Source organism: bacterium (genome assembly GCA_023150945.1).
In the GTDB taxonomy this organism is placed as follows: domain Bacteria; phylum Zhuqueibacterota; class Zhuqueibacteria; order Zhuqueibacterales; family Zhuqueibacteraceae; genus Coneutiohabitans.
In genome coordinates this window covers 139,668-155,286 of record JAKLJX010000009.1, presented here as the reverse complement: position 1 = coordinate 155,286, position 15,619 = coordinate 139,668, and the positions used below count along the sequence as shown (strand labels likewise).

General features: G+C 57.1%; 10 protein-coding genes. All 10 read right to left on the bottom strand.

Annotated elements, in window-relative coordinates:
• Positions 1-97 precede the first annotated feature (97 nt).
• The 10 genes from L6R21_13725 to L6R21_13680 all read right to left on the bottom strand — a co-directional run bounded on the left by L6R21_13725 (position 98) and on the right by L6R21_13680 (position 15,597).
• Positions 98-1,042 (bottom strand): GNAT family N-acetyltransferase, encoded by a 945-nt coding sequence (locus L6R21_13725; GenBank protein ID MCK6560251.1) that lies wholly within the window; start codon positions 1,040-1,042, stop codon positions 98-100.
• Between the two features lie 99 nt (positions 1,043-1,141).
• The gene (locus L6R21_13720; GenBank protein MCK6560250.1) at positions 1,142-1,930 is read right to left on the bottom strand and encodes a polysaccharide deacetylase family protein; all 789 of its coding nucleotides are present in this window, start codon (positions 1,928-1,930) and stop codon (positions 1,142-1,144) included.
• A 122-nt stretch (positions 1,931-2,052) separates the two neighbouring features.
• Positions 2,053-2,970, bottom strand: coding sequence for a sugar ABC transporter permease (locus tag L6R21_13715; GenBank protein MCK6560249.1), 918 nt, complete (start codon positions 2,968-2,970; stop codon positions 2,053-2,055).
• Between the two features lie 94 nt (positions 2,971-3,064).
• Positions 3,065-3,913 (bottom strand): carbohydrate ABC transporter permease, encoded by an 849-nt coding sequence (locus tag L6R21_13710; protein MCK6560248.1) that lies wholly within the window; start codon positions 3,911-3,913, stop codon positions 3,065-3,067.
• 82 nt (positions 3,914-3,995) lie between these two features.
• On the bottom strand, positions 3,996-6,728 hold the full coding sequence (locus tag L6R21_13705) for a T9SS type A sorting domain-containing protein (protein ID MCK6560247.1): 2,733 nt from the start codon (positions 6,726-6,728) through the stop codon (positions 3,996-3,998).
• 153 nt (positions 6,729-6,881) lie between these two features.
• Positions 6,882-8,240 carry an extracellular solute-binding protein gene (locus L6R21_13700; protein ID MCK6560246.1) on the bottom strand — a complete coding sequence of 453 codons (1,359 nt, stop codon included), beginning with the start codon at positions 8,238-8,240 and terminating at the stop codon, positions 6,882-6,884.
• A gap of 59 nt (positions 8,241-8,299) precedes the next feature.
• The gene (locus tag L6R21_13695) at positions 8,300-9,469 is read right to left on the bottom strand and encodes an ROK family protein (protein MCK6560245.1); all 1,170 of its coding nucleotides are present in this window, start codon (positions 9,467-9,469) and stop codon (positions 8,300-8,302) included.
• 1,041 nt (positions 9,470-10,510) lie between these two features.
• Positions 10,511-12,331, bottom strand: a complete 1,821-nt coding sequence (locus tag L6R21_13690) for a glycoside hydrolase family 9 protein (protein ID MCK6560244.1) — start codon at positions 12,329-12,331, stop codon at positions 10,511-10,513.
• Positions 12,332-12,346: 15 nt separating this feature from the next.
• Entirely contained in the window at positions 12,347-13,369 is a 1,023-nt protein-coding gene (locus L6R21_13685; protein MCK6560243.1) for a PorV/PorQ family protein, read from the bottom strand.
• A gap of 122 nt (positions 13,370-13,491) precedes the next feature.
• Positions 13,492-15,597, bottom strand: coding sequence for a hypothetical protein (locus tag L6R21_13680; GenBank protein MCK6560242.1), 2,106 nt, complete (start codon positions 15,595-15,597; stop codon positions 13,492-13,494).
• Positions 15,598-15,619: the final 22 nt, after the last annotated feature.

Below are 15,619 nucleotides of genomic sequence, written 5' to 3'. Positions count from 1 at the left end.
CAGCGAATAGATCAAGGCCAAGGCATGAAGTATCCGTAGGCCTTAATCCGTCCGTTGGGATTTTTTTTTCGACACAACCTACGATTATAGCGGAAACTCAGAAGTCCTTTTTCAGGATCGCAAATTTCCTCGTTTCACTGAGTCCGAAGCGCCGGTAAAAGCGCGCGGCGCCTTCGTCGGCCCAATTGAACCAGACCGTGCGACCATCGGCTTGCCGGATTCGCACCACTGCTTCGCAAAACAATTTGGCGCCAATCTTCATCCCACGGATATCTTCCCGCACACCGAACGGGCCGAAGTGCTCGCCTTCCCACTGGCAATAGCCGACAACCTCCTGGTTCAGCACTGCGATGAGAATCTCTGCGAGGCGGCCGGTGCCGAGTTTGTATCGCGCCGCGGCATTCCAATCGCCTTTGAAATGTTCGGAGAGGAATGCCAAAAATGGCGGCACTCTTTCGGGCGTCAATTCCTCAATCACAACCTCTTGTCCGGCGGAATAAGCTTCCCGCCGATATTTCTCCTCATCGAAGTCAACGATCGATCCGGACATCGACACCGGTTCGTGATCGGCAACGTAGCCGTGCCGCTTGAAGAACGCCAGCGCCGGCGCATAAGCCTGCTGATCCACCCCGGGAAAAACATAGCCCGGCGCCGAGCCGGTATTGCCGCACACCCAAACCCGGCGGCGTTTGTTCTGCTGGAGAAAGCGCTCTGCCTTGTGCAGAAGCGCCGTGCCGATGCCCCGGCGTTGATGATCGGCGTCCACAAAAAGCACGGAAATCCAGCCGTCATGCTCTTCGAAGCCGAGTCTGTCGTTGGGAACGCGGCGGATAATGGCGCGAATGAAACCGATGATCTGATCATCTTTGACCGCCACGTAACAGCCTTCGCCGCTGACCGGATCATAATTCACCTCAACCAAGAAGGTGTTGAGGAAACGCCCAAGATTGATGGGATCACGCGGCAGGCATTTGTTCCACAGGGCAACGATGCTGCGAAGGTCGTGACCCTGCATGGTGCGGATGGAAAATGAGGGGCTCATGATTCATATCTCCGTTCAAGACCTCTCGCGAAATTGGCGTTTGTAGTCGCCTCTTCAGGGGCCGGAAGTTTGGCCGCGCAGCAGCGCCTGAAGGCACCACTACAAACCGAGCAATTCATCAATGCGCTTGCAGCGGTAGCCTTTCTTGTGCAGCGCGGCCAGCAATTCGTCCAGGCGCAGATAGAATTTGTCGAGACGCCGGGGGTCCGTGCCAATGTGAATCAACAAGATGAAGCCGTTCAAGCCCGCAGAGTCTTTCTTCTCGTATGCCCAAATACTCTCCATAATTTTTTCACTGGAGAGGTAGCGCGCTGCCATCTCCGGATACGTGTAATCCGCATTTGAGCGCGTACCGGGAGTGAAGTTCACCAAAGTCACTCCCCATTCATTTGCCCATGTGCTGACTTTTTCGTTGTACCATTCATAAGGTGGAAGAAAATATCTGGCGCGCGCTTTGGTGATGCCGAATTTCTCCATCTCGCGATAGTTTGCCGCGAGATCGGCTTCGAACTCTGCTCGAGTGACCAGCAGGCTGTCACGATTTTCCCAGGGGCAATAAAGCAGATGCGCATCCGAATGTGCGCCGAGATAGTGCCCGTCCGCCACCAAATCCTTGACGAGTTGCTGGAAAGCAGGATTGCGGTAGAAATTGCCGGTCAAAAAGAAAGAGCCTTTGACGTGATGCCGCGCCAATGTTTGGCGAATATGTTCGCCGCCGTCGGCAAAACTGTCGCCGGTGAAAACAAGCGCCAACTCTTTTTGCGTGCGATCACCGCGAATGATGCCGCCGCGGTCGTACGTGAAAGCCTTTTCTTGCCCAACAAGGCAGGAACTGATGAGCAGAACAATGCAGCACCAGGTTGGAACTGCATGCGGACGAATGCGCATTGATTTCACCTCTCCCGTAACACTTCGCTGCGCGAAGTTACCAAGTCATCACCGGAGCCGCAGAGACGCCGAGCACGCGGAGAAAGGCCTTTTTGGATTTACATCTCTGCGATCTCGGCGTCTTATGTTTCTTCAATTCCACCTTTTCTCAAAAGCCGCAAAAGCAGCAAGGTGACCGTCAGGATCACAAAAAAGAGAATGAACGCCATCGCCGAGGCGCGGCCCATGCGCAGATATTCGAAGGCGGTTTGATAGATGTGCAGCGCCACAACAATTGTGCTCTCCAGCGGCGCCGAGCCGGCGGAGCCGCCCGCGATGGTCGCCCCACGCGTCATCACAAAAACCAAATCGAACACCTGCCACGCGGAAATCATGCCGGTGATCGACAGGAACGCGATGGTGGGCTTGAGCAACGGCAGGGTGACGTGGCGAAATTGCTGCCAGTGATTCGCGCCATCGATGCGGGCCTGGTCGAAATACATCGCCGGGATGTTCTTCAAACCGGCTTCGAACACGATGATCATGCCGCCCAGGTTGGCCCAAATGGCGACGAGCATGATCGCGGGCAGAGCTTGTTCCGCGCTACTCAGCCACGATTGCGCCGGCAAATGCAGTAGTCGCAGTCCGCTGTTGATCAGGCCGTAGGCCGGCTCATAGAGATATTTCCAGACGATGCCGATGGCCACCGGCGTGATGACCATGGGAACAAAGAAGAGGAAACGCCAGAGCGGCGCCGATTTCATGCGGTTGATCGCCAGCGCCACCAGCAGAGCGAGCAGCATGCCGAGCGCCACCGTTCCCAGCGCAAAGATCACGGTGTTGCGCAACGCTGCGCGAAAGAGATCATCGAGCGTGAGCAGGTAGGTGAAATGGCTCAGGCCCACGGCCAGCGCGGAACCCGGCGGGGTCAACATATTCCAGCGATGAAAGGCGAGATACGCGGAAAAGCCGATGGGAAAAATCAGAACCATGGCGTAGAAGATCAGCGCCGGCGAGAGAAAAGAGTAAGCCGTGAGCGTCTGTCGAGTTTTTCGGTTCATCGTTGGGTCTGCTTGCTTCCGTGCGGGGCGCTGCTGCAATTACGCTTTTTTGATTTCAGTAACGGGCCACAAGAGGCCGCGGCGATAGAGAATGCTATTCTTTCAACCCCGTCAAGGTAATGCCTTGGACGTAATAGCGCTGCAACAACAGAAAGAGAATCACGGCCGGAACAGTGCCCAGCACGATGCCCGCAAAGATCAAATGCAAATTGATCGAAGGATTGAAGGCGACTTGCAGCATTTGCAAGCCGACCGGCACCGTGGTCAACTCGGGCGCGGAAGTGGTGATGACCAGCGGCCAAAGAAAACTATTCCACTGGCCGACAAAAGTGAAAATAGCCAGCGTGGCCAGAGCCGGTTTGGCATGCGGCAACGCGACTTGCCAGTAGATGCGAAATTCCGAACAGCCGTCGATGCGTGCCGCGGACAGGAGATCGTCAGGCACGCTCATGAAAAATTGCCGCAGCAGAAAAATTCCCCAGGCGCTCACGACAAAAGGAAAAATGAGCGACAGGTGTGAATGCAAAAATCCCGAGCCGCCCAAACCCGCGAAGTCATTGCCGCCGGCGAACGGCACACGCAGCATGAGGTAGTACATCGGAATGATGAAGAGAATCGAGGGAATCATCATCGTTGCCAGGATGCCCTTGAAGATCAGGTCTCTGCCGGGAAACTTGAATTTGCCCAGGGCATAGCCGGCTAGCGAGCTGGTGAGCAGGACGATGAGGCTGACGCTGCCGGCAACCAGCAGGCTGTTGACATAGTAGCTCAGCATCGGAATCTCCGCAAACACGCGCAGGTAGTTGTGCCATTGCGGAACGCCGGGCAGCCACACCGGCGGCCGCGCGATGATTTCCGGCGTCGTCTTCAGCGAGGAGACGAACAGCCACAGCATCGGCGTCAAGATCAACAAGGCGCCGAGGCTGAGAGCGACGTGTTTCATGAATCTTCCGAAGCCAGTCATAACGCTTTCGTTCTTGAGTTTGGTGCGAAGTGGAATTGCTTCTCACCGCATTTCAGTTATCCTACTGCAACAAGATCATTTTCTTCTGGTCGACAAACTCTCCTGCCCGCATGCGGTAGAAATAGACGCCGGAGGCCACCGGCGCGCCGGCCTCGTTGCGCGCGTCCCAGGCAATTCGATGTCGCCCCGGTTGCTGTTGCGCCTCGACGAGATTGCGTACGCGTTTGCCCATGGCATCGAAGATCGCGAGTTGAACCTGGGCAGTTTGAGGAATATGGTATTCAATCGTTGTTGCGGGATTGAAGGGATTGGGGTAATTCTGCAACAGTTCAAAATCTGCAGGTACATCGCCAGCAGCAAGCTCATCCACAGAGGAGATTTCTTGAAAGAGCGCAACCTTGATCGCATCGGCGCGCAACACATCTCCGGCCGTGCTTGCGCCGGTGTCGCTGACTTTCACTTCGATCACCGCACCAGCCGGCAATTGATAGCGGCCCAGCAAAATCCAATCACCGCTGCCCTCATTCTGATCGAGGTAGACCGAGTCCATTGGCGCGTTGGGAGTTTTGATCTCATAAAGTGCGTAATTGGAGGCGTTGACAGTAGTCGGGACGATTTCAAAGACATCATAGAATCCCGATTTCTTGACCGTCGTGGTGAAACGCGCGCTGGCAAACGGCCTTTGCGAGAGAAAAGCATAGCGGCTGGTCTGGCCGTATGCTTGCGCAACGCTGTAGCGCCAATCACCGGTTTCATGGTATTGCGCAGCCTCTTCGTTGTCCACGATGACAAAATAGGGCTGAACCTCGGCGGCGACCGGAATCGTCAATTGCGGCCGCACGGGATCGTCGCTGGTGAGCAACAGCGTGTCGAGGTTACCGCCCAAATCAGAGGAATGAAAGCGCATGGCAAAGGACTGGCTCGCCATTGCGGGAATCACCGCCGGAAATTCCGCAAAGACAAATGATCTCTGTTGAATGGAAGAGATGCCATGCACGGTAAGATCGCCAACGCCGCGATTGGTGGCGGTGATTTCGAATGCGACCGTGTCTTCTGCGCTGACCGGGCCCAGATCCACGAAATTCGGCGTCACGTGCACATCACGATCTCGAACCAGCGCCGAAATCTTCACCACATCGGCAGCGATCGTCCGAGCAGATTGGGCGTCGCCGACGGCTTTCATTTCAATTTCCAGTACGCCGGCGCCATTCAGAAAAATGGTGCGGAGATAGAGCCATTGGCCCGAAGGCAGCGGCTCGGAGAATCGTACGATGCCGATTTCCTGCGCTTGCTGGCGAACGGTGAATTCGATATTGGCAGCAGGATTTTGCACCGGCGGGACTTGCACGAAGAGATTGTATCGGCACGGCTGCGCCAGCGCGGCGCTCCACTTTACGGCCGCCGAATCACGCGGCGCCACGGTAGCGACGCGGCTGTCAATTCCCCACGCTGCGATGCTGGTGGTTGTCCAATTGCCGCGCAGCTCCGCAAAACCGTCGTCGCGATTATCAACGTAAATGTCATCCGGCAAGAAGTTGATGAAGCGCGTCGTTTGATTGCCCATGGTGTCGCACAGCGCGACGCCGGCTTTTGCCAAAGTGCTGCGCGCAAACGACGCGGTGGTTCGCCATGTGTTTGTCCCCACTGCTTCACAGGGAACGACGAGATATCTCTCATAGGTGTCCTTCACTGCGACGAAGGGCGTGCGTTGAAAAATAGGTTCATCGCTAGCAATGGTGAATCCCACCTGATCGCCGTCTGCTTCCTCGTGAAAGGCCACCTGCGGAGCAACAGCGTCCTGGGATTTGCGCCAGCGTTGCATGGCTTCAATCGCGGTGCAATAGCGGAATTTGACATCGGGATAGCGCTGCGCTGCCTGATGCGCCAGGCTGTTGATGATCTCGAGGTTTTGCAAAAAATCCGTTTCCGGCAGATGCGCCCACAAACAAACGACTTGATCTATACCACGCCCGGCCTTCGCAAATATCGAATCGAGCAGGCCGTGATTTTGCACGGCCGTGAAGTAATCGGAACGCACATTCCAGCCCGGGCCGTTGCCGGGAAGCTGGTAATTTTCAGGCGAGGGGCGAAAAGGCACAAACTCCGCAGACGCTTGCGACCAGTCGAACGTATTGTCGAGCGGCTCAGTGGTATCTCTGCGCACGTTGGGATAATCATTGTGCAAACTGTACGGCAGCAACTCGTCGAGCCGGTGCTGCCAGTCATTGTCCATGTAATGCCAGCCGCTGCGAAAGGAAACCGGAAAGACATTTTCTTCGAGCAGGTATTGCGCCAGCGTGAAGTCGAAATCGTCGCGGCATTCGTTGAAGCCCAACGCTTGATTCCACCAATACGTGCCGTCGCCATCATAATCGGTCCAGGCGAAGGTATGATAATGCAGCGACAGTTCATCGCCGTTTTGCAGGACATTTTCACCGTGATACTTTTTCATCAAGTACAGCGTCATGGTGTTGGGCACCGGCACGTTGGTGTTGGTGGCATGGCGAAAGATGTTGCCGGCCATCATCCACCAGGTGAGTTTCATCGGCTGGCCGTAGGAATCCACAAATCGGGCGCGCAACGCGGGATTCATCACTTGATAAGCATTGCGGGCGGGATCAGTGAAAAGACTGAGATTGTAGGTGCAATGATAGCGGTTGGTATTCATGCCCTCCCAAATCGCGGTGTCTGAGCCGAGCACGAGATAGACTTCGCCGGATTGAGATGAACTGTGAACGGGGAACAGGAAGAACAGCGGCAGGCAAGCACGCAAGACAGCATGATAACTTCGCATCGTCTTTCTCTCATCTGTGATGATCAAACGGCCAGTGCGCCGTTACTGTGATTTGTTCTTGTGGCTCATTTGACTTGTCGTCCCGCCGTCATCCCGCAGGGACCTGTTGAATACCTGGGGACGATCTTCTGTTCTTTGCAGGACGATTCAACCTCAGTCATTTCCGCGCGTGACAAACTCCCGCAGGATGTAATCGATCTTTTTCGCGGCGTAGTTCAGCGCCTCCGGCGCGCCACGTTTGCCGTGCCAGGCATCGACAATCGCATTCATCAGAATCATTTTGATCTCCTGGCCCTGATCGAGGTTCGGCTCGGTGATCGAGTTCTCCAATTCTTTCACAAATGCCGAAGTATACAAATCGTTCAGCTCGTCTTGATGATTCGCAATGTCGATCTTGCGGCCGGGCAGCGCCTTCAGCGTTGTGCAGAAGAAATCTCCCAGGCGCGTGGTTTGTTTGCCGGCTTGCAGTTCCGCGGTCAGCCACATCAAAAGATCCCACGCTTCCTTTTTGTGCCGGCTGCGACTGTCAACGCACAGGAACCAGGTGTAGAGCAGGGTGGCCGGCGCGCTGCCCAAGCGGGGAATCGGCGCGGTGCCGACGGTTTCCTCATACGCGCGGCCCAGCAGCAACTCGAGTTCGCTTTCGTACCACGTGGCCATGATCATCATCGCCACGCGCTGATTGGGAAATTCCCACACGCTGCCGCGCGTATCCGTGCCTTTTTCGTGGAACAGGCGCAATTCCGCCTGCAATGCTGCAACGCCCTGCGGCCCGTTGAAAGCGCATTGTTTGCCATCGGCGGTGAGAAAACGGCCACCGTTGCTGTAAAGCAGCGCGAGAAAGGGATGCACCACCGCCGAATCCCATCCCACCAAAAACGCATAGCCGTAGCGCAAAATGTTGCCTTCGCTGTCAAACGTGGTCGCGCGCTTGGCAATGTCGATCAACTCCTCCCAGGTTGCCGGCGGCCTGGCTGCGCCGTGTTCATCCACCGCGCCGATTTCTTTGAGAATTTTTTTGTTGTAAACCAGACAGTAGTTGTCCAACTCGCCGGGAATGCCCCAAATTTCGCCGTTGATGGTGACGCCTTTGATCGCGGCCGCGATGTAGTTTTGCGTGACGTCATTGACAACTTCCGCCGGCGGCGGATCGAGCACGCCGGAATTGACCAACTGCACGCCCCAGAGTGAATAGACGTTGTAGATATCCGGCGCTTCGCCGGAGAGATGTGAGATTTGCACTTTTTTGAAGTAATCTTCAAACGGAACATTCTGATGCTCGATCTCGAGCTCGGGATGAAGCTGCAGGTATTCCGCCAGATAGCGGTTGATCGCCGCGCGCTGGTAGTCGGTCCAATGCGTGGCCAGGAGGAGTTTGGTTTTTTCGGAGGTGGCGGCCGAGTTTCGGCAGCCCGCGCTTGACGCCGCCAGGCCAAATGCGATTCCGAACAGGAAGGCGAGGTCGGCGCGGCGGAAGAGTGCGATGATTTTTGAGTGGCTGGTTCCTGGCATGTCGTCTCCACATGGCGTGCGTGCAACGCAGCGAGGCAAATCCTGCGGGAATGGTGCTGCTATTGCGGCCGGAAAATCCGCTGCAGAATCAAGGCGGTGCTGCCCATGGCCACGCTGTAAATGCCGAAGGGCGAGAATTGCACCGGCACGTTGCGATTGCAGTCGGCGATGACCAGGCGCGCAATGCGATGTTGGATGATCTTGCTGATGAATTTTTCCGCGCCGCAGATATCGCCGCCGATGACGACAGTGTGCGGGTCGAACAGATCGATCAATTGCACCAGCCGCGTGCCGATTTCTTTGGCAATCTCGCGCAGCACATAAATCGCGGCCTCCTCGCCCTGCGCCGCCGCGGTGACCACTTCGGCCACCGGAATGCTGGCCAGCTCCAGCGCTTGCAGGCGCTGCAGGATGCCGGCCTTGCGGCCGAATTTGTCTTCTGCCTGGGTGAGCAGGCGCCGGCGTTTGACCGCGGGCAGAAAAGCAGCCATCTCGCCGGCGCAGCCGTGCGCGCCGTCGAACAGCTCGTGGTTGATGATGAGGCCGGCGCCAATGCCGCGGGCATCTTGATTGATGGTGACGTAGAGAATGTGCGGCACCAAGTGCTCGGTGCGGCTCAGCCACTTGATGCCCAGTGCGCCGGCGTTGGCATCATTGCCGATCTCGATGGGAAAGCGAAAATGCCGCTGCACCAAATCGCGCAGCGGCAGCGCCTTGACGCCGAAAGCATAGGAATAGTGAATCACGCCGCGCTGGCTGTCGATCAAGCCGGGAATGCTCACCCCCACGCCCAGCACGTGTTCCGGCGCAATTCTTTGCTCCGCCAACACCTGCGTGATAATGCGGCACAATTCTGCTTCCAGGTGATTGTCATGCCGGCGAAGATGAACGGGGTAGATCTGCTGAAAACGGACTGTGGTGCTGAAGTCCAGCAGCACCAAGCGAATCTCTTTGGGAATGAACTCAATGCCGATGACCTGGCCGTAAGCGGGGGCGAGGTCCCACAACAGCGGCGGCTTGCCGCCCTGCACCGTCGAGTCACCGTAGCCGATTTCCTGAATCACACCTTGCGCCTTGAGCGCGCGCAGGGTGTAGGAGATGGTGGACATTTGCAGCTTGGTGGCGCGTTGGATTTCACTGGCGGAAATGCCGGGATGCATGCGCACCAAATTCAACACATGCTGTTGATTCAGGTCTTTGACGAGACTTGTGCTGCCGCTCTTGAACAATGACCCTCTCCATTCTTGGCAGTGCTTCCCTGGCAGTGCAATGGGAGGCCGGGAGAGCCGCGTGTACGGTGTCGCCTCGCGGCCTGGGAGTGTGCTGCTGTAATGTCAGTCACGCAGAATCGCGTGAAGTGCTCGGCGCTGTGCCCACCTCCTCGCAGGATCCCTGCCCGGAGGACAGCCGTGGGAGACATGTTGTGCAAGGCAACAAGGCCACAGGGCGTTCAAAGTTAGAATAAAATTCTGAAAGTTTGTGGCAGAATAACCTGACGGCAAAGAGATTCAAAATAGCTCTGCCGATGAATCATCCTGCCAAAGTTTTTGCGGCGATGCCCGGCGACTTCGGTGCATTTCGGTGGCAAGACTCCATCGCCGATGGTCACCACAGTCGCCGAATTTCACCGAACAGTTATTTGCAGGCTTCACAGAAGCTGTGATTTGCAGCTTGTCTGCAAATCAGAGTTGAACGTGAGGTCGAATTCTGTTGCACAGACAACCAGCGCCAAGGGGCGAAATGTAGCAGCGAAGGGCAACGCCCTGGAAAAGCCGTAATCAGGAGAAATCACCAAGCCCCACCCCAGGGCGCCAGAAAACCACGCCAGGAATACCGCCTCTCCAGGGCTAAATGCGACAAATCCCATCGGTTCCCAGGGCGCTGCCCGTGGGCTATTCCATGCAACCCCGTCGGGGTCAAGCTGGCCTCTTGTCACGATGAGAGTATGCAAACCATAAGGCGCTCAAAGTCAACGCATAATTCTGAAAAATTCTTGACTATAAAGCAGCCGCTTACACCGCGGAGCCGCGGAAGGCGCAGCGTTTCAAAATCAAGAGAGTCCTCCTCGGCGGTGAGCTTTTGAGGTGAATGGCATGGTAGTGTACTCAAATCTTCACAAGATCCCTTCAGGATGACAACTGGATGACACCTGGATGACACCTGGATGAGAGTGGTGGTGGATACCTCGTGCCAGGCAACAGTGTACGAATCGGGTTTGTTGCTGCGCGCGGACCTCGGATTTCAGCTTGTCTGAAACGTGGCCTGGTGCCTCAGCGTGCGCGATCGTTGGCAAAATGTGCCATGAAAAACGAGGCATTGGCGGTGCCGTCCATGATCGGCTCGTTGGTGGAGTAGTCCCAACGATCATCATGATAAACCACCAGGTCGGATTGAAACGCGGCATAGGGATCTTCACGCGACAGGCGAATGCCTTTCAGGCTCTTGAAGATGCTGGCATACACCGGCCCGTCATTCAAACCGCCGGTGAGTTCCCGGCCGGTTTTGTCGGCGATCACGCTGTGGGGAAATTGCGGTGTGTTTCCGCCTTCTTGGGGAATGCCGACGAACGCGCTGATGCCCCAGGGATTGCGGCCGAGCAGCCAGTCGCGATTTTCCAGAATGAATTGCTGATACTGCCGGTCACCGGTCATTTTCTCATAAGCCAGGCCATGCGCAATGAAATCCGTCACCAGATTGAATGAGCACCAAATGAACGGCACACCCATGCGATAGGGATTTTCCTGGGCGCGCCGCAAAACGCCCTCGAGGCCGTGGCGATAAAAACCCGCAAGCGTATCTTGCAAGGCTTTGTCCACCAGCGGGTACAAGGCATAATGCCCGAGATTGACGTAGGGATAATATTCGTAGTGATTGGCGGTATCCGCGCCCATCCACGAGGTGGTGTTGATCAAGCGCGCGAAACTCTTCGCGTCTTCGAGATAGGAAGCCACGCGCGTCACTTTGAACATTTCCGCGGCGCCCCATTCCATGTCATCCGCCCAGGTGTTTTCGTAGTAGCGATAGGGCGCGCGGCAGGGCACACCCTCGCAGGAACCGGGCTGGCGTTTGCCCATCGTATAAACTTCCCTCCCGGCTTTGAGGCATTGTCCCGCAAATGCGGCATCGTTCAAGTCGTTTTGCCAAATGTCGGCAGCCATGGCCATGGCAGCGGCATAACGGCCGGCAAGATTGGCAATGCCGGTGGAGGTGTTTTGATATTGCCCCAATCCCTGCGGTTTGCCGGTGGCATAGTAAGTCACGCGATAGCTGCCCGGCCCCCAGCCGTAATCCGAAGTGTCCTCATACGGCAGGTCCCAACCCATGTGATCGCGATCGTCCGCGACTTGATGAAAGAGCTGATCGGGCGCCGGGTGCATTTTCAACATCCAATCCAAACCCCATTTGGCCTCGTCGAGGATGTCGGGAATGCCGTTGGCTCGTGCGTGGCCGAGGGCATCATATTCGTCTTTGAATTTGCTTTTGTTCTCGCGATAGGAAAAGAGCAGGCGGCACACGGCGTTGCCGGAGGTGAGCAGATAGCGCAGGTAGTCGCCGGCATCGTGCCAACCGCCGCTCACGTCAATGAACGTGCTGTCGGGCATCGGGCCGTACATGGTGCGGCCGTCTTTCTGGTGGCATACTTCGTCGAGAAAGGGATTGTAGCCGCAGCGCTGCTGGCGCATGTAGGCGAGCAACAGCTCATGGTGCTGGTTGTAGGCCTCGGGGCCGAGATGGAAGGGCAGTGATTCAAAGGCAGTGCCGCTGAGCCGCACTTTGTACCGGCCGGCTTTCCGCAAGGCGGTGAAATCCAGGCGGTAGTGAAAGGCGAAATTGCCGTACGCGCCGGCGTTCTCGCCGACCGTTTGCGGCCCCCACACGCGCTTGCCGGTGGCTGCATCGATGATCTCGAAGCGGCTGCGCGCCAGCGATTGCTGCGCAAATGCAATCGCGATCTTGTCATCTTCCGGCAGGTAGCCGATTTGATTGGCGCGGAGATAAACGGTTTTCTCTGCGGCCACTGCGCTGAACGCAGCGGCGGCAAGCAGCGCGATACTGGGCAGGAATAACACCAGCAGTTTGTTGTTTTTCATCCTCGCTCGCTTTCATCAATAGGTGACACCGAAGGAAAACAAATGCACGCCGCCGAAGATGCCGAAATCTTGATAGGCATAATCCAGGCGGAAATCGGTGTTGCTCATGCTGGTGTTCACGCCCAGGCCGGCGGTCAATCCTCTCTCATCATAATTGTCGGCATAGCCCGCACGCAGGCGAAACATCCTGCGGGTTTGGTATTCCGCACCGACTTTGATCTTCTCTTTGAAATCGCGCGGATGCCGCGATTCGAACCCGATCACCAGGGAGTTGTTCTTGTCCTCCGGCCGGAAGACTGACCAGGGATCGACCGTCAGGCTGAAGCTGACGGCAAAGGGCAGCGGGAATTTTTCCTCTTCGTAGCGCACCTCGCGCGAGATGTTTTGGATGACCGCGCCGAAGCGCACGCCATGATAGAGAAAGTCGTAAATCGCGCCGATATCCAGCGCCGCCTCGCCTTGCGCGTAGGAACGTTGTGCGATCGCGAGACCGGGATCGTTGACATCCTTGCCGGCGGTGGCGATCCAGGCGTCGCCCAAATCCTGGCGGGCATATTTGAGATGAACACCATAGGAGAAGCGGTCGCTGACCTTTTGCGAAAAGGTGAGGCCGAGCGCCCAGGCATTGGGGGAAAAGGTGCCGGTGTCCTCGAAGCCCTGGTCGTTGTTGGCGCGCCGGGTGCCGTAGAAATCGCCGTAATCCATGGTGATCAGATCAAGCGCAAAGAAGCCGACGCCGTTCCAATGGTAGGCGCCCACCGCCGAGGTGTGATTGATGTCGGCAATGCCGTTGGTGTGATTGACGTTGAAATCCAGCCGGCCCGCGAACCAGCTCAACGCGCCGGGATTCCAGAACACGGCGTTGGCGTTGCGAAACATGGCCACGCCCAGGCCGCCGCGGCCCACCGCCTCCGCGGAGACGGGATTCTCCAAAAAGCGGAATCCGACCTGGCCCTTCTTGACGATTTGACTCGAAGCCGGCACAGCGCCGAGCCCGAGCAACAGGGTGGCGAGTAAAACTGTTTTGCCGAGTCTCATGGCTTGCTCCTATCCAAGGGAGGGTGGGCTGTGCACCCACGGCAACCTCGCGGGTAAAAGACAAGAAAGTCTTCGTTTGCTCGAATTTTCGCGCAGCGGACCAGCAAGTCCGCGCTGCCGTTTTATCGCACCAGCACGAATTTCACGAATTGATCAGGCAGAGACTTGCCGTTTACATCTTCGGCATTGGTCACCGCGAGAATGTAGATGCCGCTGCTGACGTTTTGGTTGGCATCGGTACGCTGATTCCAGATTTCCTGGTCCGTGCCGATGTGATCGATCGTAGCGATGCTGTCGCCGCCCTCGGTGAACACCGTGAGCTTGCACTTGTAGGGCAGCCGGGCGAAGACGATGCGATCGGGATTGCCCGGAAAGCCCAGCCCGCCGGCCCTGATGGTCGCGGGATTGGGCACCACGCGCACTTTGTCGGATTCCGCCAGCCCGGCTTTGAAGGGAATTGCCGGCAGCTCGGAACGATTGGCGTAGCGTGAGCTTTCCAGCTTTTGGCCGGGAAACAGGCCGTCTTGGTTTTGCGTGCCGTTGTCCAGCGCGGTCACGGCGTAGTAGTAGCTCACGCCGCGCGTAACGCCGGCATCGACAAAGCTGGTTTCGCCGCGGTTGGTGGTTTGGCGGATCAACTGCCAGCGTTCGCCGCTGGCTTTGTCGAGCGGATCATTGACGAACGCTGCGCCTTTCTTGCGATACACCCGCCAGGCATACCAATCATCCTGGCCGGTGTCCGGATCTTTGAAGTAAGCAGGATCAGGATAGGACCACGACACGATGACGCGGTCGGCATCACTGGTCACGGTCACGTCCGGGGGCGGCGGCGGATCGGGAATGTCCAAGCCACGATTCCAGGCCCAATAGGCGCGATCGAGCGTTTTGAACAGCGAATCGCGGCCGGTGAGAATCCATTGGTTTTTTTGTTGGTCGGTAATCCGCTTCTGAAACCAGGCTTTGCCGATGCTGTCGGCGGCTTCCCAGGAGAGGGAGCCCACGCCGAGGGCATAGACAACAGTAAAGGAATCCGTGCGCGCCGTGGCGGCGTCTTTGGTGAGCTCGTAAGGGCCGACGGTGATGAAGCGCATCGGGCCTTTGCGCGGGGTGGTGGACCAGCCTTGGGTGATGATGTCGCGCGGAAAGCGGCCGCGGCTGTCGCGGCCGAGATAAGTGTCGCGCAAGCCGAAGTCACGGCGGCCCCAGAGATCCGCCACGATTTCCGCATGCGGCATGGCATAGGGCTGGCTGGCGTCATCGCTCAAGTCGCTGGCGGATTTGGAGGCGTAGAGCAACGTGAAGCCGGGAATCTGCGGGGACATGAGATGGCCGTTGGTGCGGTTGGGATCGCCGCTGTCGTCCACACTGCCGTTGGGATAGGCCGAGGCGCCGGTGAACTTCGAATCCCAATAATAGGCCACAAACAGCGAGTCGCGCGGCTGTCCGTTCACCAGCTCGGAGGGGCGCGCAAACCAACTGTCGAGATCATCCTCGCCTTCGAAGGAGAAACTGCGCAGCACTTCATACTCGCCGGCCTTGGAGGGGCCGAAGCTGAAAGAGACCGGCCACCACAAGCGGACGGTTTGATCGGGAAAGAAATCTTTCGAGGTGGGATTCTCGATGGGCCGCCGCGTCTCGCCGGTGAATTTGTAAGTGCCCTTCCAGATGATGTAATCCTGATGATTGGGATTGCTGAAGGCATAAAGCTCGACGTGGCAGCGCATGCCCCAATAGGGCAGAATGTCCTCCCACACCGCGGCGATGTCGCTCTTCAGTTTTGGGTCAGTCTGCCAGCGGTACTCGCGGTATTGCGGCACGCCATCGACGGTGACGTAAGGCGGCCGGTAGCGCCGGATTTCCTGCGAGAAGTCATTGATGCCCGTACTCACGAAGGGCGTGGGGATGATTTTGCGCGTTCCCAGATGATCGATCACGCCGTAATCATCCAGGCACACGGGGTTGAAGATTTGATAGAGCATCTGCGCATGCCACGCGTCCGCGGGCGCGTAGAAAATTTCGGTTTTTTCCGGACCAGTGCCGGTGAGCATCCAACTGTACTGCGTGGTGAACTGGCCTTCGCCATTGAGCTTTTTCATCTCGAGCTTGATGGCGTTGACGTCGATGAGCAGCGGCGGGCCGTTGTAGTTCTTTTGCGCTCGCAGCAAACCGAGCGGCCAAATGATGATCAAACCAAGCACGGCAACCAAGGCTCTTGTTTTGAGATGCATAGCCTGTTCTCCTCTGCGCTCG

Coding starts and splice junctions, on each gene's coding strand:
- L6R21_13720 (MCK6560250.1), bottom strand. CDS start 1,930: ATGCGCATTCGTCCGCATGCAGTTCCAACCTGGTGCTGCATTGTTCTG.
- L6R21_13690 (MCK6560244.1), bottom strand. CDS start 12,331: ATGAAAAACAACAAACTGCTGGTGTTATTCCTGCCCAGTATCGCGCTG.
- L6R21_13700 (MCK6560246.1), bottom strand. CDS start 8,240: ATGCCAGGAACCAGCCACTCAAAAATCATCGCACTCTTCCGCCGCGCC.
- L6R21_13680 (MCK6560242.1), bottom strand. CDS start 15,597: ATGCATCTCAAAACAAGAGCCTTGGTTGCCGTGCTTGGTTTGATCATC.
- L6R21_13710 (MCK6560248.1), bottom strand. CDS start 3,913: ATGAAACACGTCGCTCTCAGCCTCGGCGCCTTGTTGATCTTGACGCCG.
- L6R21_13705 (MCK6560247.1), bottom strand. CDS start 6,728: ATGCGAAGTTATCATGCTGTCTTGCGTGCTTGCCTGCCGCTGTTCTTC.
- L6R21_13715 (MCK6560249.1), bottom strand. CDS start 2,970: ATGAACCGAAAAACTCGACAGACGCTCACGGCTTACTCTTTTCTCTCG.
- L6R21_13725 (MCK6560251.1), bottom strand. CDS start 1,042: ATGAGCCCCTCATTTTCCATCCGCACCATGCAGGGTCACGACCTTCGC.
- L6R21_13685 (MCK6560243.1), bottom strand. CDS start 13,369: ATGAGACTCGGCAAAACAGTTTTACTCGCCACCCTGTTGCTCGGGCTC.